The sequence below is a fragment of the Vibrio pacinii DSM 19139 genome, from assembly GCF_000711795.1.
Taxonomy (GTDB): domain Bacteria; phylum Pseudomonadota; class Gammaproteobacteria; order Enterobacterales; family Vibrionaceae; genus Vibrio; species Vibrio pacinii.
Window position 1 is genome coordinate 285,501 of the sequence record NZ_JONH01000002.1, and the last position, 22,697, is coordinate 308,197.

At 44.6% G+C, this 22,697-nt stretch carries 18 protein-coding genes; 2 read left to right on the forward strand and 16 right to left on the reverse strand.

The window, feature by feature from the left end; translation table 11 throughout:
• The first annotated feature begins 194 nt into the window (after positions 1-194).
• Positions 195-779 carry a TetR/AcrR family transcriptional regulator gene (locus BS19_RS03535; protein WP_038173368.1) on the forward strand — a complete coding sequence of 195 codons (585 nt, stop codon included), beginning with the start codon at positions 195-197 and terminating at the stop codon, positions 777-779.
• Positions 780-915: 136 nt separating this feature from the next.
• Here BS19_RS03535 and BS19_RS03540 read toward each other — a convergent pair whose 3' ends face one another.
• From BS19_RS03540 to BS19_RS03615, 16 genes are all read right to left on the reverse strand, one after another.
• Positions 916-2,595 (reverse strand): flagellar assembly protein A, encoded by a 1,680-nt coding sequence (locus BS19_RS03540; protein WP_038173369.1) that lies wholly within the window; start codon positions 2,593-2,595, stop codon positions 916-918.
• Between the two features lie 118 nt (positions 2,596-2,713).
• Positions 2,714-4,411 (reverse strand): SpoIIE family protein phosphatase, encoded by a 1,698-nt coding sequence (locus tag BS19_RS03545; RefSeq protein ID WP_038173371.1) that lies wholly within the window; start codon positions 4,409-4,411, stop codon positions 2,714-2,716.
• Positions 4,412-4,428: 17 nt separating this feature from the next.
• A complete protein-coding gene (locus BS19_RS03550; RefSeq protein ID WP_038173372.1) occupies positions 4,429-4,728 on the reverse strand; it encodes an STAS domain-containing protein in 300 nt (99 codons plus the stop codon).
• Positions 4,729-4,774: 46 nt separating this feature from the next.
• Positions 4,775-5,929, reverse strand: coding sequence for a methyl-accepting chemotaxis protein (locus BS19_RS03555; RefSeq protein ID WP_038173373.1), 1,155 nt, complete (start codon positions 5,927-5,929; stop codon positions 4,775-4,777).
• A gap of 28 nt (positions 5,930-5,957) precedes the next feature.
• Entirely contained in the window at positions 5,958-6,995 is a 1,038-nt protein-coding gene (locus BS19_RS03560; RefSeq protein WP_038173375.1) for a protein-glutamate methylesterase/protein-glutamine glutaminase, read from the reverse strand.
• The gene (locus BS19_RS03565; protein WP_038173376.1) at positions 6,992-7,639 is read right to left on the reverse strand and encodes a chemotaxis protein CheD; all 648 of its coding nucleotides are present in this window, start codon (positions 7,637-7,639) and stop codon (positions 6,992-6,994) included. The genes BS19_RS03560 and BS19_RS03565 overlap by 4 nt, the downstream gene beginning before the upstream one ends.
• 9 nt (positions 7,640-7,648) lie before the next feature.
• Positions 7,649-8,500 (reverse strand): CheR family methyltransferase, encoded by an 852-nt coding sequence (locus BS19_RS03570; RefSeq protein ID WP_038173377.1) that lies wholly within the window; start codon positions 8,498-8,500, stop codon positions 7,649-7,651.
• Positions 8,485-10,881, reverse strand: a complete 2,397-nt coding sequence (gene aer2, locus BS19_RS03575) for an aerotaxis transducer Aer2 (protein WP_038173379.1) — start codon at positions 10,879-10,881, stop codon at positions 8,485-8,487. Before aer2 ends, BS19_RS03570 begins: the two co-directional genes overlap by 16 nt.
• A 68-nt stretch (positions 10,882-10,949) precedes the next feature.
• On the reverse strand, positions 10,950-11,414 hold the full coding sequence (locus BS19_RS03580) for a chemotaxis protein CheW (RefSeq protein WP_038173380.1): 465 nt from the start codon (positions 11,412-11,414) through the stop codon (positions 10,950-10,952).
• A complete protein-coding gene (locus tag BS19_RS03585; protein WP_038173578.1) occupies positions 11,411-11,926 on the reverse strand; it encodes a chemotaxis protein CheW in 516 nt (171 codons plus the stop codon). The genes BS19_RS03580 and BS19_RS03585 overlap by 4 nt, the downstream gene beginning before the upstream one ends.
• Before the next feature lie 54 nt (positions 11,927-11,980).
• Positions 11,981-14,044 (reverse strand): chemotaxis protein CheA, encoded by a 2,064-nt coding sequence (locus BS19_RS03590; RefSeq protein ID WP_038173381.1) that lies wholly within the window; start codon positions 14,042-14,044, stop codon positions 11,981-11,983.
• A gap of 52 nt (positions 14,045-14,096) precedes the next feature.
• Entirely contained in the window at positions 14,097-14,456 is a 360-nt protein-coding gene (locus BS19_RS03595; RefSeq protein WP_038173383.1) for a response regulator, read from the reverse strand.
• A gap of 14 nt (positions 14,457-14,470) precedes the next feature.
• The gene (locus BS19_RS03600) at positions 14,471-14,740 is read right to left on the reverse strand and encodes an STAS domain-containing protein (RefSeq protein ID WP_038173384.1); all 270 of its coding nucleotides are present in this window, start codon (positions 14,738-14,740) and stop codon (positions 14,471-14,473) included.
• Between the two features lie 351 nt (positions 14,741-15,091).
• Entirely contained in the window at positions 15,092-17,134 is a 2,043-nt protein-coding gene (locus tag BS19_RS03605; RefSeq protein ID WP_038173385.1) for a tRNA(Met) cytidine acetyltransferase TmcA, read from the reverse strand.
• An 89-nt stretch (positions 17,135-17,223) separates the two neighbouring features.
• The gene (locus tag BS19_RS03610; protein WP_038173387.1) at positions 17,224-18,195 is read right to left on the reverse strand and encodes a ParB/RepB/Spo0J family partition protein; all 972 of its coding nucleotides are present in this window, start codon (positions 18,193-18,195) and stop codon (positions 17,224-17,226) included.
• A gap of 7 nt (positions 18,196-18,202) precedes the next feature.
• Entirely contained in the window at positions 18,203-19,420 is a 1,218-nt protein-coding gene (locus BS19_RS03615; protein ID WP_038173389.1) for a ParA family protein, read from the reverse strand.
• Between the two features lie 1,227 nt (positions 19,421-20,647).
• Here BS19_RS03615 and BS19_RS03620 point away from each other — a divergent pair.
• Positions 20,648-22,618, forward strand: coding sequence for a replication initiator protein RctB domain-containing protein (locus tag BS19_RS03620; protein ID WP_038173391.1), 1,971 nt, complete (start codon positions 20,648-20,650; stop codon positions 22,616-22,618).
• Positions 22,619-22,697 lie beyond the last annotated feature (79 nt).

Below are 22,697 nucleotides of genomic sequence, written 5' to 3' on the forward strand. Positions count from 1 at the left end.
GAAGAATTTGAACGTTCGTTCAATAACTATTTTGAACGAACGTTCAAGTAGTGCTGCCGATTGGTTTTATTCACTGTTTTTGTTTGGCTATTGCAACATCTAGCACCAGGAATCGCAGTTGAAGCCTTTGCGCTTTACCTGGCGTGAGTCAGTCTCTATAATTTGAACTATCGTTCAAGAATATAGGTATTATTGTGGCTAAGGCGGCTAAGTTTGATCGTCAACAGGTGATTGAGAAAGCAACCAATCTCTATTGGCAGAAAGGGTTTCATGGGACATCAATGCGTAGTTTGCAAGATGCGATCGACATGCGACCTGGGAGCATCTACGCAGCCTTCGGTAGTAAGGATGAGCTGTTTAAGCAAGCACTGGATAACTATACCGACTGCGGGCGAGCAGACCTTGAGCGCTGTCTTGCTGCAAATGACTCACCAATTCAAGCTTTAAAACAGTTTATAAAATTGATTGTCATTGATTCTCGTACTCATGCGCCTAATGGCATGTGTATGTTAGCTAAAACCATTGCTGAACTTACTGATGAGCAGCATGATCTGCTTGAGCATGCCAAAAAATGCTATCAAAGCATGGAAACCGAGTTTACCAAGGCGTTAAGGCTTGCACAGCAACAGGAAGAAATTCGAGCCGATAAAGATCTTCAGCAACTGGCACGTCACGTTCAGATTCAGATCTCTGGATTAAGAACTTATATCAAAGCAAGTCATGATGAATTGCCACTTGAGCAGATGATTGATGATATTTTCACTCACTATCCGTTTTAAGTGATTCTAGCAAATAGCTCAAAACGGGTCTGCAATGCGCTAAAAAGCGCCTATTGAACAATTCAAACACGCCGCTTGAATCAATACACCCGTCATGCATGTCATGGGTGCGCTTCTTACCAGCGGCGATCAGGGTCTATAGCTGTTGTTCTAAATCATCTTCTTCGAACATAGATGAGAACTTAACCTCAAACTGATTGAATTTAAAAATACTCGCGCCATGAACACGTTTAGTGGTGACCTTTTCTTCACCAAACTGGACGGTAACGTGGCTGTAAACTTTACCCTTAACCTCAACGACTGCTTCTTCGAGGGCTACCTCAAGTTCATTATCATGGTTATCGCGAACGGCTTTAACTTTCTCTAAATGTGCATTAGCTGCCTGTTTATCTTGTTCAAGTTGTTGCTCTTGCTCAGGCGTTCGTTGTGACTTAGGTATTTTTTTCAGCTCGAGCTCTTTACGCACCATATTCATGGTACCTTCTTGAGCTTGAGTGTACTGTTCTTTAAGTTTGGCTTTCTTATCTTTGTACATTTGAAAACGAGCAAAGGCATGGATGAAGGTAGCAGTATCACCTTCGACTCCAAGGTTTACACAAGTAATTTTACTGCCAACTTTGGCATGTCCGCCACTGAGTGTACCCTGCTTCCCAGCGGCATCACACACCACAAGATCACGACCACAACGCAGCTCATTGTTCATACAATGGACGCTGAGATTGATGTCATTTGCCGCTTGTAACTCTGAAAACTGGGCATAGTTAGCGGTGATAGACCCCCCTGATTTAACGATACAGCTTTTCTGCTCATTCTCTGAAACATTGTGGCCAATAATGCCTTTCGCGACCTCAATATCGCCTTGTACCTGAACATCCGCCGACTCAATGAATCCACCAACCGTCAGTGAGCCTGTGGCTCTTACCATCATGTCAGACTCAATATTGCCCAACACAACAACGTTTCCTTTAAACTTCACATGTCCCGTTGCGACACCGATAGTAGGTAAGCAAAGGGCGTTTTCCACCTCAACAGTACGCTCTTTGATGATTGGCATACCTGAAGCTTCGGCAATCAACACGTTGGGGTCATCCGGTGAGATTATTGTTCCTTTTCCTTCTTTGAGCACAGCATCACTGCCAGACTTCGCGGGGATAGGTTTACCTTGCACTGTCATGCCCGGTGTTCCTTTAGTTGCAGGAACACGCCTCATTAATGGTTGATTGGCGGCAACATTGATGGTTTCGCCTAAATTGAGCATATCGACTTTTCCACCAGGAGTGGCTTCTGTCGGTGCGAGGACTTGTTTACTGGGATCGTCAACAAGCGCAATAAACTTAGCATCAACGCCTTGTTTAGGCTCTTTGCCTTTCGCTACAGGTTGAGTAAAAGTTTCACCCGGCTTGAGTTGATGGCTCATCACTAACACTTTTTTGAGCGCTAACTTATTAATGCCTTTAGTCACATGTGCTTGAGCCAGCGCATGAACTATTTGTGGGCCTTTTAGGGGAGCGCCTTTATAGGCCCCCGTCACCGTCATATTGGCGATCATGTCTTGCTCGGTAAGCTCGATGTCAATAGCCGCATCTCTTACTTCTGCAATGACAACGCCAACATACGCTTCACTTTTCATCTCCTTGGCATAGTTGATGAACTTGGTCACATTATCATCTATAACGTATAATTCGCTGGCGTTAATCTTAGCTAACGCGTCGCTCAAACCTCGAGTGTCGAAGTTTGAATCTACGGTGATATCTGGCGAGAGTTTGGCTAACACTTGAGTGTTATCGTCAGAAAACGCGACAAATTTATCCCACATGTCATTCTGTCCTTAATACTTCCTGGCCTCAGTGTATAGAAAATATTCGCGGGACTGTATCAAAAGTGTGACGTTTTAAGGCTTACATCACTAGATGTTTTTTACACTGTAAATAACCCTAGCTTGAGCTCGGAAAGTGATGCGCTGCCGACAGTGAATAAACCGCAGTAACACTTCGCCCCTGTTTCGAATATTCTAATGAATCACATAATTCAGAAGCAAGAACAATGCCGCGACCATGCGTTAATGACTTATCTGGGCTGCTACCGCGTGTGCGATAGTCAAATCCTTCACCATTATGCTCTAGCTGCATGGTTAAACGTGCCTGAATGGGATCATAATCAATCATTAGCTCAACCCACATATCATCGCCGAGCTGCTTCAGCTTCTCTTCGCGGAGTTGGTAAAATAAGAAAAACCCATCCTGTTCCTCTTTAATTGACGAGTCCAATTTTAACAAACCATGCTCAATCGCGTTGGCAAACAATTCAGAAAGCACTGAGCAAACCAAATCAAGATGTACACCACCATGTAGTATACCGGTTAGAAATTTACGGACCTCTGTCATCACGCTAATACCACGCAACGCGCTGCCACAGAGCTTAAGTTTCGATTCGATGGGAATATGGTTAAGAACGACCTCATTCGGCGGTGAAATCTGGTTGTTAGCATTTGAAATAGGAAATGTCATGGCTAAGATAGATAAGTCATCACCTACCGTTTTATCAGCAAACTGACGAACTGAATCGTAAAGTGTTGGGATAATGGCGCGATTTTGTTTGAATACTTTCTCTAGCCGTTCTTGGCCAAACTGCTCGCCATGTTCATCAGAGGCTTCGATGACACCATCGGTATAACAGATAATTTGTTGCTCTGGCTCTAAACGGAAATTGACGATGTCTGCTTCAAATTCGTGCGGCTTAAGCACCCCAAGCGGCATGTGAGTTGACACCAGACGACGTACGATGTCACCTTTACGGTCAATCAAATACCCGTCAGGCAACCCTCCTCCCCACCAAGAAACTTCAAAGCCATTAGCACGTACTTCAAAAATACTCGCGGCGAGCATCATCCCCATCGGCAGAAAACGCACCAATACTTCATTCACTTCACGAGCAATTTCTCCCAACGACAAACCTTTTGATGCCATCGAAAAAAAAGCGCGGGTAGCCGGAATCGCGGAAATGGCGGCAGGCAGACCATGCCCGGTCGCATCAGCAATCATCACATAGACGCCACCATGAGGTCGATTGGCGACCACGATTAAATCCCCATTGAATACGGTTGAAGGGGTCGAAAGATAATTGATGCCATAGATATTTTGCACTTGGGCACTCATCTCAAGCATCAGATTCGAAAATATAGACTCGGCTATCGCATATTCATAACGCACTTGTTCATGAAATTGGCTTAGTTCATCACGCTGCTCCATCACTTGGTTGTGTATACGGACAATGCGGTAGTGAGCTTGAACTTTAGCCGTGATCACACTGCGTTCAATCGGCTTGAGAATAAAATCATCGCCATAATTTAAGCAGCGCTCAAACGACGCATGGTCGTCCAACACCGTTAAAAATATAATTGGCATATGTATATCAGGGAAAGCGAGTCGAATTTCTTGGGCAGTGGTAAAGCCATCTTTCACTGGCATCATGACATCAAGCAAAATAACATCTGGCAAAGACTCCATTTGCCTCATTGCCGCCACAACACCCTGACCATTTTCAAACGTTGTCACCTTCTCAGCGAGATGACTCAACATAAAACGACATAGTTCTCTGTTCGTTGCATGGTCGTCTACGATCATTACATGCATACGATCTCCTTAGTCATTTACTCAATATCAAATTTTTTATCGAATCGAGAAATTGTCAGTATTTTTCTCACTTGAGGTAATGTGTTGGTGATGCGTATCGTGCCATCTTGCTGGCCGAGATAATTGTGCATGTTGAGTAACATACCCAAACCTGCGCTATCGATGTAATCAACTTTACGCAGGTCGATAGTAAAACGAAATTCTTGACGATCACTGTAAGTACGGCGAAAGTCTTGAACCAGATTAAATCCGAAAGCTCCCTCTATCATTATCGTTATATGCTTTGCTGTAGAGTCTACTTGTGCTTCTACTGTCATAGTTTATTCCTCACCATCTGTCGTTTTTCGGCTAGCGATATTATTATTAGAACAGCTCTACCTCGCCTTCTTCGATACTATGCTGCGCCGCGGCTGGCGCATCACGACCAGAAATCTGCTGTCGTAGTTGGTTAACTTGCTGTGTGAATTCTTGGATTGACAACGATCCGTTGTCGTAACGCTGACAAAGCTCAGAGAGTGACTGTAGATAGCCAACACTATGCTTAGCATAATCGCCCTGTTGAGTGATGATGTCGGCAAATTGCAACGCGCGAATTCCGTTGTCAACTTGGACTCGCAGTCTGTCACCACTTGAACTGATCTTATACACTTCTTGCTCTACAGAGCGGTTCACCCGTTGAACCCCTTTCAACATCTCATCGACTTTTTCTTTAGATTCGATCGCTTCTGTCATGTCAATCGAAGCCATTTCTCCCACCGTTTTATTGGCTTCCTCAACCGTTTTTTGGGCGATATTAATTTCGGCCTCGATCTGTCCATTTAACTCTTCTGCTTTTACAGAAAGATTACGCACCTCTTGTGCCACGACGGCAAAGCCGCGTCCTGCGTCCCCTGCACGTGCAGCCTCTATCGCAGCATTCAATGCCAACAAATTGGTTTGCTCTGATAAACCTCGCACTTGTTCAAGTAGTTTAAACACCGTGCCTAGCTTGTCAGACATATCGTGAATACTGTGCACCGCAGAAATACTCTTTTCCGAAACATTGACCAGCGTATCGACAAATTGACGAATGATGGCTTCGGTTTTGGGCAACACATTACTGATATCGCTATCGCTGTCTTGATTACCGAGTAAATTCTCAACCAACTCTGAGGTAATTTTATTTTGCTCTTCGGCCAGTTGCTGTAAGGCAAAATAGCTTTCATTTAGCGTCTCAACAGATTCATCTACGACGCTGCGCTGATGATCAAGCGGTTCGATTAATTGATGAGAAATAAGATCCAGAGTCTGACTAATATCAAAACGAGAGATTTCTTTTTCGCTCGGCTCTATAACGACCGAACTTGCTTGCGTTTGTTGTTTTGGCATGACAAACCAAGGAATGGCTGCCGCAAGAATCATCATCGCGACATTGACGATAGAGGAGGCCATACTGAGTGCAATCAATAACAGCATAATTTGCAGACCGATAGCAGCCACATAGCGTTTTTTTACGTTAAGTTTGTTGTCTATTAGCATTTTTGCTTCCTTGACATAATGTAAGCAACTAACCATCCGGTGAAAGGTAATGAACGATTTGTTGTGCCACTTTGTTAATGTCGACAACCGACAGTGCTGCACCCATTTCGACTGCAACACGTGGCATCCCCCATACAACCGATGAGTCTTTGTCTTGTGCAATAGTTCTAGCGCCAAGTTGTTTCATGCGGAGCATTCCATGCGCACCGTCTTGGCCCATTCCCGTTAAGATGACGCCAATCGCCTTTGCGCCTACCGTTTCTGCGACAGCGTCAAACATGACATCCACCGACGGCTTGTGACGATTTACCGCAGGTCTGTCATCAAGTTGGCAATAAAGGTGACTGCCCCGTCGCAATACCGTTAAGTGTTTATCCCCAGGAGCGAGATACGCGCAACCATGAGTTAATGGTGCTTGAGTTGCCGTCAGCTCTTTGACTTCTATATCACTGTAATCATTTAAACGCTGAGCAAACGATGCGGAAAACTTCGCACTAATATGTTGCGTGATCACAATTGGAGGTAAACCTGATGGTAAGGAAGACAATACTTTTCTCACCGCTTCTGTTCCCCCGGTTGACGCGCCTATTGCGATCAACTCAATGTGATGATGATGCTTAGGTGCCACCAATTTTTCTGGGGCCGAAGGCATAACCGAAGTGACATTGGCACCTGCGGCAATCTTAATCTTATCGTTGACAAGGCTTTTGTAATTGAGCATCTCTGCGGTATTGTCTACCGATGGCTTGGGAAAGTAGTCGACAGCCCCCAATTCGAGAGCGGCAAGCGTGGCATCTGCTCCATGCTGAGTTAAAGTCGAAATCATCACCACAGGCATAGGGCGTAGACGCATTAAATTTTTTAAAAACTGGACCCCATTCATTTTCGGCATTTCGATATCTAACGTCAGTACATCGGGATTATGCTGTTTAATCAACTCCCGAGCTTGAAGCGGATCTTCCGCTGCCGCAACCACTTCCAGAGCAGGATCTGAGTTAATTAACTGTGACAACAACGCGCGATAGACTGGTGAGTCATCCACAATCAATACTCGTATCTTTTTCATAAAAATAACTCCACGTCATCAGACTGATGATGGCTCTGTTTATCAAGTTGGTCAGCGTATTGCTCTTCTTGATGTTGCAAACGATAAACTTCAATAAATGGAATTCGCTTTAACCATACTTGCCCACTAACAGGGTCAAAGAGTACTTTTCTTGGCTCTAATCCTCCCAAGTCTTGCGAGACAACCGTCATGCCTTCTTGTGCAACGTAATTGAGAACAAAGGCAATATTCTTTTCACCGATCATTGAATTGCGTCCCATCATTTGCGCGCCACCAAACAGCTTCAAGCGCAGCGACTTGCGTTGAGCACCGCGCTCAAGCATGGCATTAAATAACATTTCCATGGCGTAACTGCCGTAGCGAGATGCGGTCGATATAAGCTCTTCAGGCTGCCAAGATTTGAGCTGTGATTTGCTATCAAAAGGCAATAGAAAATGGTTCATCCCGCCAATATGCAGCTTAGAGTCCCAAATACATGCCGCGACACAAGAGCCTAAACCAGTTGCGATCAACTCATCCTCAGCGTCAGTACAATAGACACCACCAGGAAGCACTTTAACGATGTGTTTATCTTTTAGCGGGTGATAAAAACGGTTAAAGTGACTGTTTTCGTATTGTGGTGGTGCCAATTTTGAACCTAGCAAAATTGCCTCCTATTTTTTAACATAAATGGTATGGCCTAAGTGATGGAACAAATCCATATCCGCTGGCACACTTTCTGAGTGGCCTAAGAACAGCGCACCATTTGGCTTAAGCTGCTGATAGAATCGTTCGAGTAGCTGCCGCTGGGTATTTTTATCAAAGTAGATCATCACATTGCGGCAAGCGATCAGATCAAACGTCTGATCAAATTGCCAGTTCTGCAATAAATTAAGTTGGCGAAACTCGATCAACTGCTGCAAGCCGACTCTGCTCTTTATCTTGCCTTTTTGCGCGCCTGTCCCCTTAACAAAACATGGCTTAAGGTACTTCGCCGGAATACTCGACACCGCCGCTTTATCGTAAATACCAAGCTCTGCGTGGCTAAGTACCTTAGTATCAAGATCAGTCGCTAAGATTTTCACATCGTCGATATGATCCAACACCTTAGCCCAGTGAAGCGAAGCCACTAAGCTGTAAGGCTCTTCCCCCGTCGAACAACCCGCCGACCAAATACGCAATTTATTCAGCCCTTGTTGCTGCCACTCCTTAATCAATACCTTTTCGAGAAAATCAAAATGATGATATTCGCGAAAGAACTGAGTTTTATTGGTCGTCAAGCAGTTGATGAAATTCGCATGCTCTTGCGAATCTTGCTCAATGACTTGACGATAATCGCTAAAACGGCGTAGGCCTAACCGCCTTAATTGACGGCTAATACGCCCATACACCATGGTTCTTTTACGATCGGAAAAGTAGATGCCAACGTTCTTGTGCATGAACCACTGAATATATTTAAAATCTTTATCCGATAGCTCAAACTCATCTGGCACTGTCTTTTCGGATTGTGCTAGAACTCTTCCCATTCGTCCCCATCCTCTTCAAGCTTGAAGCTCGAATTTGCGACTTTTGGTGTTCTGATCTCTCTGATATTCGTATCTCGACTTGCTGAACCAGGTTTTGACTCAAACGTCGTCACATTCGTATCAGTGACAAAGAAGTTCATTAAATGAAGCAGTTGTTTACCTTCATCTTTGAGAGATTGGCTTGCAGCTGACGTTTGCTCGACCAAAGACGCATTTTGCTGTGTCATTTCATCCATAGTGGCAACCGCTCGGTTGATTTCATCAATACCTGTCGACTGCTCTTGGCTAGAAGAGGCGATTTGTGCAATCAGCTCAGTCACCTTCTCGACGGCATCGACGATTTCATTCAGTGTCGAACCTGACTCATCGACGAGGCGTGAACCTTCATCCACTTTTTCTACGCTGTCTTTAATCAAACCTTTAATTTCTTTTGCCGCTGCCGCGCTGCGCTGCGCTAGATTACGTACTTCACCCGCCACTACCGCAAAACCGCGGCCTTGCTCACCGGCTCTGGCTGCCTCGACAGCTGCATTCAGTGCCAATAAGTTGGTTTGGAATGCAATTTCATCAATGACACCGATAATGTCAGCAATCTTCTTGCTCGCGGTGTTAATTTCTGCCATCGCCGACACAGCCTGGCCGACCACTTCTCCACCTTTACTGGCTTTTTTCGCCGCATCGTCAGACAGTTCATTCGCACCACGGGCATTATCGGCATTTTGACGTACCGTTGCCGTCATCTGCTCCATACTTGCTGCGGTTTCTTCTAGGTTAGAGGCCTGAGCTTCAACGCGTTGACTCAAGTCGTTATTACCTTCGGCAATTTCCGTTGATGCAGTTGCCACGCGTGCCGATGATTGAGTGATTTTCTCAACCATATTGCGCAAATTCACAATCGAGGTATTCACCGCATGGGATAAGCGGGCAAATTCTCCGGTATTATCATCCGGCATGGTGATATTGAGATTGCCATCTGCAACTTGGCTCATCACATCAATACATTGGCCAAGGGGAGCAACCATGGTATCGAGAAGATTGTTAATACCGTTACCCAATTCACGCATAAAGCCGTTATACACACTGGTATCAATACGATCAGTCAATTCACCAGCAATAGCTTTTTGAATTAATGACTCGACCTGACGCTGGCCATCTTGCTGCTCGGTAATATCGATCCACTGCAGCGCTGGGCCAATATAGTTACCTTGGCTATCGTGCATCGCGATACAGGTTAAATTAAATTCCAGTCCCCCGACGCTAATGTTGGATGAAAAAGGTAACCGATCAGGATTGGCGATAATGTTACGTTGATGACCTGGATTCTTATGGAAAACATCGATATTTTTCCCAACCAAATTACTTGCATCAAAACTGGGTAAGACTTTTTGCAAATCACTTTCACGACTGCGCATTAAGTTCTCTAGAGAAGGATTCAAGTAGGTGATGATGCCTTCTTTATCAGCCATCATTAGGTTAGTCGTCATCCCTGCTACCGCAGAGGCTAAGCGACCAATTTCCTCTTCTTTAGCACGCTCTTGAGTCACGTCTCGCCACTCAAGTGTATTGCCAATATAATTGCCCGATGCGTCATGAATAGCAGCAACATTCAATTCGATCTTAAGATCTTGAATTTGAATGTCAGTGCTGAAAGGCAAGTTCGTTGGATCAGCAAGTAACGCTCGTTGATGAGCCGGATTACGGTGAAAATCATCAATACAACGCCCCATCAACCACTCTTCACTGGCAGTGAAACCTGTCCAAACACTACGCATCGTCGCTTCGTGAAGGCCAAATAGCTTCAGCGTTTCTTGGTTGATGTAGGTAATGAGAAAATCTCGGTCTATCATTACCATCGCAGTTTGAGCTTGATCAATCGCCGCTTGAAGACGACTCAATTCCTGTTCTTTGCGAATACTGTCGGTAACATCAGACCATTCAAGGGTATTACCGACGTAGTCACCAGACTCATCAATAATCGCTCCGACATTAAGCTCTATTTTGACGTCCTTAACATTAATCGTTGTCCTGTAAGGTAGGTTTCCCGGATTCGATAACAGCTGACGCTGATGACTAGGGTTGGCATGGAACAAGTCAATGCAATATCCCAATAAAAAGTCCTCAGAAGCCTTAAAGTTTGGCCATACGGATTGGAATAAGACTTCATGAGTTTTAAACAACTCAAGTGACTTGCTATTGAGATACGTGATGTTGAAATCACGGTCGATCATCATCAATGCCGTTTGTGCCGCATTGAGTGCAGAAAAAAGCTGACTTTTGCTTAAACCTTGATCTTCTTCGATGTCAAACTCCTGCGCGAGTGTGTCCTGCGTTGGGGCGACAAACTGAGTTTCAGGCGCAGTGTTTCTATTCCAAAATGCCATGAGTTACCTCTCACTGGTTATTTCATCTGACGTTGTACCAAAACGAATAAACTGTCATTACGTTGGCATTAAGCCCAACTCTCTTCCGTTTGGCTGGGTTGCGCGAGCTCTGCTGTATCAAACAAAGCTTGCATATTAATTAGGACCATATGTCCATTGGGTACCGAAACAATGCCTTGCACATATCGATGATCAACATCGACACTGACGTGCGGCGATGGCTTTATTTGCTCATTAGTCAGTGAATACACTTCTGACACCCCATCCACGATAATGCCTAGGGGATGCCGTTGCTGATCATTAAGTACAATCACAACCGTTGTTGCGTTGATTTCGGCGGCAGATAAACCAAAGCGTAATCTCAAGTCAACAATCGGTATGTACTCGCCACGAATTTCCAGTACGCCTTGCATATAGTTAGGAGAATTGGGCACCTTCCTCACCGGTGTCCAGCCCCTGACCTCTCTGACATCGAGAATGGGCACGGCATACTCCTCGTCTTCAAGCAAAAAACTGAGGAATTCCTTAGTCATATTGGGTTCCTTAAAATCCGCTCAATATTGAGCAGTTCATCCGTATCAAGCAGAGACATTACACGCTCGCCAACATTTACAATGCCTTGTAGGTATGGCGTAACCAGTGAATCGCCAACACTCGGCGAAAGCACATTGTCCCCCTGACTCACGACATCACTGACCGCATCGACCACCAGTCCCATCATTTTGTCATCGTTATCACCACTGGAACGCAATACAATCACCACGGTGGTTGGCAGATATTGACACTCTCCGACCGAAAACCTTGCTCGAAGATCAATGACCGGAACGATCATGCCACGCAGGTTGATCACGCCCAGCACAAAACTCGGTGAACGTGGAATAGGCGTTGGTTTCTCCCACACACGGATCTCTTCAACATCTTTAATATCAACACCATAGAGTTCATTAGCTAACTCAAAACTCAAAAAGTCGGCATTTTCACTGACTTCATTACTCACGGCTTCGTTAAGAGCGTCCACATCGGTAAGGTGAGCCTGCGACGACATCGCGTTGTGCTCCGGTTGAGGTTTATCTATGCTGATGCTGTCCATCGCAACTCCCTAAGCGGCCAAACCATTGTGTGAGGAATCATTACTACGATGAGTAAAGCCGGTAATCAAACCTTGAATATCTAAAATCAGTGATACCGAACCATCACCTAAAATGGTGGCACCAGAAATTCCGGCGACCTTACTGTAGTTAGATTCGAGGCTCTTAATCACAACCTGTTGCTGATCAAGCAGCTCATCAAGCAGCAAGCCGACGCGATTCCCCGCCGCTTCGACAAAGCAGATCAGCTGTCGGTCAAGCTTTCCGCTAACGCCCATCTCTAGTTCATCTTGCAGACGCAAAATGGGGATGTTCTCGTCGCGCAGACGGTAAAGTTCAACGCCTCCTGAAGCTAACTTAATGCTCTCAGGGTCGATTTGTATCGACTCGACAATAGTGAGCAAAGGAATCACGTAGACTTCGCCACCCACTTTAACCAACTGACCATCTAAGATGGCTAATGTCAGTGGCAAACTAATGATAAAACGACTACCTCGCCCTAGCTCAGACTCCACTTCAATGTGACCACTTAGCTCTTCGATGTTGCGTCGAACAACATCCATCCCGACCCCACGCCCTGAAATATCAGAGACTTGTTCTGCGGTCGAAAATCCGGGAGCAAAAATAAGATTCATCAGTTGCTTGTCAGAAAACTCTTCGCGGCGAGAGTCACTCGGCAATACACCTTTTTCCAGCGCTTTGTTCCACAACTTGTCGCAATCGAGACCGGCGCCATCGTCACTGATTTCAATAACAATCGAACCACCTTGATGGTATGCGTTGAGCTCTATCGTCCCAGCAGAGGGTTTACCTTTTTCAACTCGAACAGCGGGAGCTTCTATACCGTGGTCAATGCCATTTCTGACTAGATGAACTAAAGGGTCAACAATGCGCTCTAACACGGTTTTATCTAATTCGGTTTGTTCACCCTTTATTTTCAGGTCTACTTTTTTATCAAGTCGACCAGAAAGATCGCGAATCAAACGAGGGAAACGACTAAAAGCAAAGCTAACTGGCAACATACGAATATTGAGTACGTTCTCTTGCAGATCTTTACTATTTTGCAGCAATTGTTCGAGACCGGACTTGAGGTTATCCAGTTTATCCAAGGAAAAATCGTTGCCAATTTCTGTCAGCATCGATTGGGTAATGACCAATTCCCCGACCAAGTTAATTAAGCTGTCCACTTTATCAATATCGACGCGAATTGAACTGACACTAGATTCGGGTTTGGTCGTTTTCTGCCCTGGCTTAGTCACCATGTTTTGCTCAGTCGGAGCAAGACTGTCTGCCACAACCTCTTGCTTAACTAATGGTTCTACGCCAGATTCTGCGGGGGAAAGGTCAAGACGTTCAATTGTGAGATCGCATTCATCTTCAACCCATTCAAATATCTCGGTTATCTGTTCTCGTTCAATAGAAGCGCCAAGCGTTGCAGACCAACTCAAATAACAAAGTTCAGATTCAATCGCTTCTATCTCGGGTAAACGAGAGCAGTCAACTTGGATCACGCAACTCTCATCAAGCTCATTCAACTCCCTTAATATCCTTAATGGGTCATTGCCACTAAAAAACATCTCTTGGTGAGGGACAAAATGAATCAGCCATGGCTGCTCACTGGCATCGGTTTCAACAGCGTCGGATGGTTCGGCATTACTGGCCGTTACCTCGTCAGTGGATGACGCAGGTTCATCAAGCAGTGCCACCAGGTCTTGCGTAACTTGCTGCTTGAGCTCGGTATTAACCTCACTCCCCAGTTCATGACCTTCAAGCATATTGTGAATACAGTCGCCACTTTTGAGCAGCAAGTCGACCGTTTGCGCAGTGAGATGACGCTGATGATTACGTACCAAATCTAGGTAGGCTTCAACACTATGAGTAAACTCACTGATGTCGAGGAGGTTAAACGTCCCTGCTCCACCTTTTATAGAGTGTGCAGCACGAAAAATAGTATTGATCGACTCGTCATCGACCTGATCGACCTGCAAATTCAGCAGTATTTCTTCAAGCACATTAAGATTTTCACGACATTCTTCGTAAAACATCTTGCGCAGTTGTTCCATGTCTAAAGCCATTGTTCGCCCTACCGTGTGACGTTGTCGTGACGACTTATAATATTTTTCGAGGTTAAATCACGCGTTTTAATGTTTTTAGTAGCGTGTCAGGATTAAATGGTTTTACTAACCAGCCCGTCGCACCAGCAGACTTACCTTGTTGTTTTTTTTCAGTACTGGCTTCGGTGGTCAACATTAAAATTGGAATAAACTTGTATTGAGGCTTTTCACGTAATGCCTTAACCAGTTCAAATCCCCCCATGTTAGGCATATTGACGTCAGAAATAACGACATCAAATTTAGCGCTTGTCACTTTACTTAAAGCATCGCGACCATCGTTCGCTGTCTCGACCTCATATCCTGCATCTCGCAGAGTGTGGCTCACCATTTGGCGAATCGAAACAGAGTCATCCACAGCAAGAATTTTTGTCATATCCTTTCTCCAACTTAGTGATGAATATCAAGCTGATTATTTAGTCCAAGAGTCGTAATACTTTCGACGAGAAGTTCCGTCGGATGCAGTAGGTGAATAGTTACTTGATTGGATTTGGCACTAAGAAACAACGCTGTGAGCGCCTGCAAGCCAGCCGCATCGACTCGCTTAACGTTCGACGCATCTATTGCTAGTGAACCGTCGCTGGTTAACCAACGTTGATATAAATTGGTGCTATCAAGAACCGTTGAAATATCAAGGTTCTCGGGTAATAAATATTCCATTTCATCACCGTGCTACTTTATTATTATTCCTAACCACATACTAAGCATGTTGCTTATTATCCAGTGTAGGAACAATTCAACAATACGCAAGCCGGTACAATAGACATATTGGGGGAACTGCCCCTCATCATATACATAGTTATAACTATTTTTATTTATTAATTAGACAGTTAGATTGAGTTTTTTATCTAATAAAAATTTATGTTATTGATACATATAGTGTTTGATTTCGTCGTATATAAATCATTCTGGAGACATGAAACGAGGATAAGGAAAGGATTGATTTACACTGTAAAATCCGCCGATTCTGGGGCCGTTATGTTCATTTTACAGTGTAAATCATCAAATGAATTAATCACCTGATTGTGACTGAACTTGTTGGATAAGTGATTGCAACTCGCTTCGAAAGGTCAGTTCAGCCTGTTTCCGTCCCGCTAGCTTTAACCGTTCAGCACATTGTGTCCAACAGTGCCTTTGTACCACACGATAAATAAACAGTGGGCTTGCTTGCTGTAATATTTGCGGGCACTGTTTCCACCATAAATCGAGTATAGGAGCGACACTATCAAAGCTTGCTCCACCTTGAATATAGTTTTGTATAAGGCCCTGCGCGCTAGGAAAATCAACGGAAGCATTATAATTGCTGAACAAACTACGGACGACATCAATCTCAAGTGACGCAAAATTTTCACTCAACGCATAACATAACGTTTGTCGATATAATTGTTCCGCTTGTTGTCGCCAGATTGGCGCTCCGTACAGCATAACAATCGAATGACACCCACTCGCCTGATCACGTTGAGTCCCCAACCTGACCGGGAAGAAGTCACTTTGACGCCAAAATCGAACCAGTTCTTCGGTTGCTCCAAAGCTGGTGGAGTAATAGTCGAAGTCGGTCTGCTGAATCAATTGCGTGAGCATCTTGTGTCCAATGCCGTTGCCCTGCAATTGCGGATGGACCGCGATGCGCATGATTCGCAAGCTGTGTTGCTCGGCAGCGATCGCAATACCTAACTGATTGGCCAAGGTTACAGGAACCAAATGACCTTTAGGGCGACGTTTGCCACGTTGGATTTGCTCAATAAGAGTGTTGTCGAGCCTTCCTTCTTCAACCGTCAATAGGCAACCTATACACACTTGCTGTTCAAAACAGCCATACAGTTGAATCGCGTCATCAGCGAGTAGCAACATCAGATCATTCGGGGTGGTCTGATAATGCGCATTAACGAGCAACGCAAAACAAGCGCGCAGTAACTCTGGTTGTTCCATCAAGGTTAATTTGTCGAGACGAGTTAAATGAACATCTCCAGAGACAGATGACACAGGGCTAAGTTCAGCGTTCAATAGAAAACTATCGAAGAGCCACTGCTCTAGCGGATCGTTGACGTTCCATCGGATGGGTTGGTCAAGATGAATAAAGACGCTGCCAGGACGTTGCGCTTTAAGCCAAGATTGAAACTTAAGCGTAAAACCCCGTCCACAGCCTTCGTAGCCATGAATAGTGGTAGAAAATACCACTCGATGATAAGACTCAACCATGGCTTGAAGCATCGGAATTGGAATAGCGGATGCTTCATCAACGAGCAAAAAATCACTCTCAACGTTGCGTGATAACAAGTCATCAGGTGCAACAAACTCAAGAGTAGAGCGTTCAAACTTAATAGAGCGATTGGTCAACTGAGCTTCTGGCAACAGCCGTGCCGCATGTTCAAAGACGGGTTTCACGGCTGCTAGCGAAGGCGCGGTCAAAACAATATGGATATTTCGACTTTGCATCAGCTGAGCGGCTGCCATGCCTAGCGCACTGCTTTTACCACGCCCGCGATCGGCCGTCATCACTAATGGCCGTTTACGATGTCCTTCAACGACATTGATGATTTTATCTATCGCTTGTTGCTGTTGTGAATAGGATTGGAATCCACTCGACACCGCGTTAGGTGGTAATGTTTTAGGAGACAATGCTTCAGGTATGGCAGGTATCGCTGCATTAGGGGTTAAAACCAACAAGCTTTCCAATGCACGCGTCAGCCATTGCTCTGCAGGGGTGATTGGCTGGGCTTGGCTAGCAATCACAATCACTAGTCCCCCGCCCCGAACACAACCTGTCGCGGCGCTGAGACTGTTAGCGTCAACCCCATCTCGAATGTCACACAACAATACTCGACACTCTTGGCCTAGCAGTTGATGACCTTTATTGAAAGCGACCTGCTTGGCAGCTAGGTGATGACTTTCACCACCAAGACAAAATAGCTCGTCCGACTTTAGCGGTTGGATTAAGGTTGCGATAGCTTGATTCTGCCACTGTTCCCTTCCTTTAAGCACGACCCCAAATCGATGGTTTCGCTGCAAGGCACGAGTAAGAAGCTGCGAGAAAAACAGTTTGATCGGATTCATTGAAAGTAGCATGGCGATTGGATTTTGTTGGGCTTTATTATGGCACAAAAAAAGCCGCTAAAAAGCGGCTATGATCTGGGAGAGATCGATTAATTGAGTTTTTGCGCGACCAAGTCGAGAATCTCGTTCATCAAGGTATCGTCAACTTTTTTAAGGTTAAGCGTTAAGCTCGTACCTTTACGCGAGTAGCTCGCACGACCTTTAATCAACTCAGTTTTTGCCACAGCGCCTTTCTTGGTAGGTGCGAGTTGTTCAATCCAAGCTTCAATAGTTTCACTGACTTCTTTAGTAATGCGTGCGACCCCTTGAGATTCGCTACGCTGCCAAACAAATCCGTCTTTAGTGCGACACTTTTCTAATAGCTGCGTGCGTTGGCCTTGATCGAGACAATTGTATTGCTTGTGCAATTTAACGATAGTCGGGCGACCCAGATCGGCAACATTCGGGTAAGCTTGCAAAAGCTCCAATGGCAAATCGGCCGCTTTCAAGGCACCGCTGACTAATGCTTCGCTGCATTGAAACATCTTGGCTAACGCTTTTTGGTCCTCAGCTTCGCCACTTTCAAGCCTTGCCAGCATCTCTTTGCCTTTCTCGTATAAAGAGAGCGGTTTATGGGCATTAGCTACGTCTGATAGAAACTTAGCGTGTTTTGAGCTAATGTTCTCGCCAACGTAGATAAGGAATTCTTGCTCAGCCAACAGACAAGACATACGACGACGGCTGCCATCGAGCACTTCAATCTTGCCGTCTTGGCGTTTACGACCAACGGCTGGATACTGCTGACCTCGTTCGCGGAGTGTAACTAAGACATCAGACAAGGCATGTTCGTTAAGAAATGACTGTTCACGCGCATTCTCAGCAAACACAACGGTTTGCTCAGTGATTTGGTCTGCGGGAATTCGAACCAACTCAAACTGCACTTTACTTTCACCCGCAACGGCTAGCTCAATAACTTGTGTCTGCTCTTTAGCGGCCTGCTGTGCTTCTTGTGGCGTCGTTACATTACGCTTGTTCGCTTTGCCAAATAATCTGGCGTTCAAATCTGAAGTTTTAATAGCCATTTTTTAATTACCCCTGATTTAATGATGACCAATGACTATGCAATACACGTTCGAGTTCTAAAGCACTTTTTTGAACCGCATCTTGCGCCGTCGCCAGAGTTTTCTTACCACCTTCAAAGTCACCAGTTGTAAGGTCAAACACTGTGCTATAAGTATCGGCACAGGTTTCAAACGCGCGACTACGTGGAATCGTCGCCATCATCACTTGATCACCAAGCAAATAGTTCATTTCGGTCAATACAGCGACTTGTTTTTTATTATCGTCTTCAAACATCGTTGGCATTAGACGAGCAAACTCCAGTCCTTGCCAGTCGTCTGGGAACATTTCATATACCGTCGGTAAATGTTGGAAGAAGTTCACCGTTGATGCCCAATCAAGACGCTTAGCTGCACAAGGAATCAGTAACGCGTTTGAGGCGTACATTGCATTCCAAACTAAGGGGTCAACGTGCGGACCAGTATCGATCATAATGACATCGAATTCGTCGGCAATCTTATCGATTAACTTCTCTTTAAGCAGCTTGACAATATCAAGCGACTGGTTTTTAGACAGATGCTGCCATGCCTCAGCATTAAACATTGCGTCTTCAGGGAAAGCTGACACTGTTTTCAAATTTGGGTATTGCGTCGGTAGCAATACGTTCTTTTGTAAGAACTCTTTGTCGATCTCAACACCATCAGGAACATTGTCGAGCATAACGTCTACCGCTGAGTAGATATTGTCATGGTCATTTAGACTAATCTGAGGGTTTAAAAACAAACGCAATGAACCTTGTGGATCCAAATCGATTAAACAAATACGGTAGCGCTTATCTAGATTTAATGCTAAACAGGCCGCCAAATGAACCGCTGTCATCGACTTGCCTGTCCCACCCTTCTGATTCTGAACATTAATAATCCATGGTTTATTGTCACCATTTTTTTTACGTTCATAGAATTTAGGGATACCAGCAGCATCCATCAGCATATGGGCTTCTTGCAAAGAGATAGAATAGTGGTTGGCGTTATTTTTAGTAAATTGATGGCCATCCGCTTCAAGCTTGCTAATTGCGTCATCGAGCTTGCGGCGTGTTAATCCCGATCGAGTTTCCATTAATGCTTTCGACATTGGAGGAAAATGTTCATCGCTGCGCTCTTCTAATACGATTTCGATACGATCAGCCTGAACCTGGGCTGTTTGTTCTGCTAGCTGAATGAGACTCGCAATGGTTTGTTCTCGTTTCATTTGCCAAATTCCGTTGTTATTGAACTGATGCAATTGTACAGCATTTACAATTACATACAATAAAAAGGTGAACATACAATTATCGAGCAAAATCACACTAAATATAAAATTGACATAAATTTAATGTTCAATGGACAAAATGAAGTCAATTTATAGTCTAAAAAACGTCGGGATTGCTAACAATAATAAACCAGATTTAAAATGTCACAGCGTCACATATTTACATTGTAAATAAAAAGCATCATTGAACAAGATTTACTCGGAACGATTAAGATTCATCACTAATTTACGGATGGTGCCGTTTCGATTTGAACGTACCTAGTAGTGACAGTAGATATCAGTCATCGTGCGTATTTGGCTCATCAGGGTAGGGCAGTGACCTAAAACACGGAACAATGATCAAGAGGGTACTCGTGATCATGCTTTCGAAGCGATGAGTCCTACTAGGAACGATGATCAAGGTTGATTTACACGATGATGAGTGATCGCTTTCGGTCCACAGACAAGATCAATGATCGGAAAAATGATCAAGTGTATATGCGTCCCGGAAGCATGCAAAATATCAACTAATTTACGGTTGAATGTATATGGATTCTGACTTTAGCCAAAATATGCTCGTTCTACCTTGAATATTGAACAGCAATCGAAATATTAGCCGTCGTCTGCCCAATAACATGATCATGCTTTCGGACATTTAAATGAATATGCGATGATGTGGATAAAAACATCACATTGTTTTTCGATAGGAAATATGCTGAATTAAACAGCAAACAGGGTTAAAATAGCACTCTCCTTGATCATTGTTTCGTGATTAAAAGTCGCCGTTCCCTTTTTGATGACAATGATTCAAGTGACCTTACTCGCCAAGTCTGTGGATAAAATGTGCAAGAGTGATGATCATGCTTTCTAGATTACATTGATCATTGATTCAGGCTTTTAATGATCATCGTTTCCAACATTTTTGATCATGCTTTCAGTGACTTAATGATCATGCTTACGGTAAAGTCATGATCATGCTTTCCAACCTTAAAAAAAATAGTCTTTTAAAGACAACAACTTACAACCAGATCACTAGCCGGATCATTAGATCATATAATCATTTAAGATCATATTAATCAGAAAGATCAGTTATTTAAAAGCAACAAATTTTTCTTTATTTATGATCTTTTTTTCTTTATTCTTTCGGAACTATAGCGATATTACGGCTACTGTGACACGGATCTAATAATGAGCTCAGAAGAAAAACTACTGATCAAAGCGCCAAGAAGCCACAAAGATGGACATTTGTTTGAAGTGTCAGAATCTGCGGTCAATTGGATCGAGCAATACCAGCACTTCAAAGGCGTGACGAAAAGTATCGTTGAACTTCTGAACTTAATTTCTTTACGAGGATTTAGTAGCAAAGATGGTTTGGTCTCGACCACTGAATTAATTAATGCCACCGACGGTCAAGTCACTCGCGCCGCTATCCAACAACGACTCAGAGCAGCCGTTACCATTGGCCTGTTCAAGCAGATCCCGGTACGTTTCGAGCAAGGCCTTGCAGGCAAAACCATGCTGCACCAGTTTGTAAACCCTAACCAATTGATCTCCGTGTTAGGCGCCACCAGCTTGGTGACAGAATCGGTTAAGCTCAATGAAAAGCAAAAACGTTCCAAGGCATTAGCGCAAACCCAAGTCAACAAACGCCTGCTCAATGAACACGGTCTGAATACGCCACCTGCGATGAAAGACGAGGCGGATCAGTTTGTCGTTTCTCCAACCAACTGGGCTGGGATTATTGATCAAGCGTTAGCGCCACCGCGAACTCGAAAAAGTTATCAGAAAAGCATGGTCTCGATCTCGGGGACTCGTGCCGTGATCGAAACACGATCATCAAAAAGTATCATGACCGTGGATGATCTGATGACGCTGTTTGCGTTGTTCACATTGACCGTTCAATATCACGAACATCACCAGCATCAATACCAGCTTGATGGTACTCATGTACCCAATAAAACGCCGCTCTACATCACCGATATCTTGTCCCTACGTGGCAAAAAAGACAGTGGTCCGGCACGTGATTCAATCCGTGATAGTATTGATCGTATCGAATTTACCGATTTTCAACTGCATGAACTCACTGGGCGTTGGTTAAGTGAGAACATGCCAGAAGGCTTCAAGAGCGATCGCTTCCGTTTTATAGCCCGTACCATTACCGCATCGGAAGAGGCACCTACAGAAGGCGCTGACGGCGAAATACGCATTAAACCGAACCTATACATTCTGGTTTGGGAACCCTCATTCTACGAAGAGCTACTCACCCGTGATTATTTCTTCTTGTTCCCACCTGAAATTCTAAAGCAACACACGCTAGTATTTCAGTTGTACAGCTATTTTCGTAGCCGTATGTCACGCCGCCATACCGACTCGATGTTACTCAGTGAATTGAATCAGAAGTTAGCTCGCAATATCGAATGGCGTCGCTTCTCAATGGATCTGATCCGAGAACTGAAGAAGCTGTCAGACAATAAAGGATCTGATGAGTTATTTGTGGTTAATCTGTGGGGTTACCATTTGACCATTTTGACCTTGCTCGATGGCGACAAAATTAAAGATTATCAATTTGATATCAAGTGTGATGCAGACGAAGTGTTAAGGTACTCTCGAGCGCGCATGACCAATGCGGGGAAACGCAACATGGCGCCAACGTTGCCTAACCCTCTGCGCAATGAAATGGTCTCGAAACAGCAGCTCGAAGAGATGTCGCAAATCATCGACGGTGAGTTTGAGCCTATTCAGCGTAAAGAGCGCTCTCCACGTGGCAAATTAGGCCGCCGAGTCAAACAACGAAAACACTTGGTTGAGATCAACGCTGACGAGATCACCATAACCTTATCCAAATACACCTCCTCAGAGGCCCTAGAACGCTCTATAACGGCTTTAGCAGCCATGACTGGGCACACTCATGCCTCAATCCAAGAAGAGTGCCTGGAGCTTATAGACAAGCTTGATTTCTTACGAGTCGGTGAGCACGTCGTTCCCTACGAAACTTTGAGTAAAATGGTTGAACTGTACAATGGCCAAAGTGAGAACAAGCATTTGTCGATTGAGCGATTGATCGCCGGCCTCGCGGTTAGACGAAAAGTGTGCAAACAGGTTTTTGAAGGCCACCTTGATGAGACGGTATTTAGGGCGTTAGACGAAGTGGCGGTTTAACCACTAACATCATCGATCAGTGAAAAAGCCAGTGAGATTTGTCGCTGGCTTTTTTGCTTATGCCACCACTCGAAACACG

Bases quoted from the DNA above. Each gene is read 5' to 3' on its own strand.
- BS19_RS03595 (WP_038173383.1), bottom strand. From the start codon at position 14,456: ATGACAAAAATTCTTGCTGTGGATGACTCTGTTTCGATTCGCCAAATG.
- BS19_RS03585 (WP_038173578.1), bottom strand. From the start codon at position 11,926: ATGTCGTCGCAGGCTCACCTTACCGATGTGGACGCTCTTAACGAAGCC.
- BS19_RS03555 (WP_038173373.1), bottom strand. From the start codon at position 5,929: ATGCTAATAGACAACAAACTTAACGTAAAAAAACGCTATGTGGCTGCT.
- BS19_RS03550 (WP_038173372.1), bottom strand. From the start codon at position 4,728: ATGACAGTAGAAGCACAAGTAGACTCTACAGCAAAGCATATAACGATA.
- BS19_RS03590 (WP_038173381.1), bottom strand. From the start codon at position 14,044: ATGGCTTTAGACATGGAACAACTGCGCAAGATGTTTTACGAAGAATGT.
- BS19_RS03610 (WP_038173387.1), bottom strand. From the start codon at position 18,195: ATGGCTATTAAAACTTCAGATTTGAACGCCAGATTATTTGGCAAAGCG.
- BS19_RS03580 (WP_038173380.1), bottom strand. From the start codon at position 11,414: ATGACTAAGGAATTCCTCAGTTTTTTGCTTGAAGACGAGGAGTATGCC.
- aer2 (WP_038173379.1), bottom strand. From the start codon at position 10,881: ATGGCATTTTGGAATAGAAACACTGCGCCTGAAACTCAGTTTGTCGCC.
- BS19_RS03615 (WP_038173389.1), bottom strand. From the start codon at position 19,420: ATGAAACGAGAACAAACCATTGCGAGTCTCATTCAGCTAGCAGAACAA.
- BS19_RS03600 (WP_038173384.1), bottom strand. From the start codon at position 14,740: ATGGAATATTTATTACCCGAGAACCTTGATATTTCAACGGTTCTTGAT.
- BS19_RS03545 (WP_038173371.1), bottom strand. From the start codon at position 4,411: ATGCATGTAATGATCGTAGACGACCATGCAACGAACAGAGAACTATGT.
- BS19_RS03620 (WP_038173391.1), top strand. From the start codon at position 20,648: ATGAGCTCAGAAGAAAAACTACTGATCAAAGCGCCAAGAAGCCACAAA.
- BS19_RS03570 (WP_038173377.1), bottom strand. From the start codon at position 8,500: ATGGGAAGAGTTCTAGCACAATCCGAAAAGACAGTGCCAGATGAGTTT.
- BS19_RS03560 (WP_038173375.1), bottom strand. From the start codon at position 6,995: ATGAAAAAGATACGAGTATTGATTGTGGATGACTCACCAGTCTATCGC.
- BS19_RS03540 (WP_038173369.1), bottom strand. From the start codon at position 2,595: ATGTGGGATAAATTTGTCGCGTTTTCTGACGATAACACTCAAGTGTTA.
- BS19_RS03605 (WP_038173385.1), bottom strand. From the start codon at position 17,134: ATGAATCCGATCAAACTGTTTTTCTCGCAGCTTCTTACTCGTGCCTTG.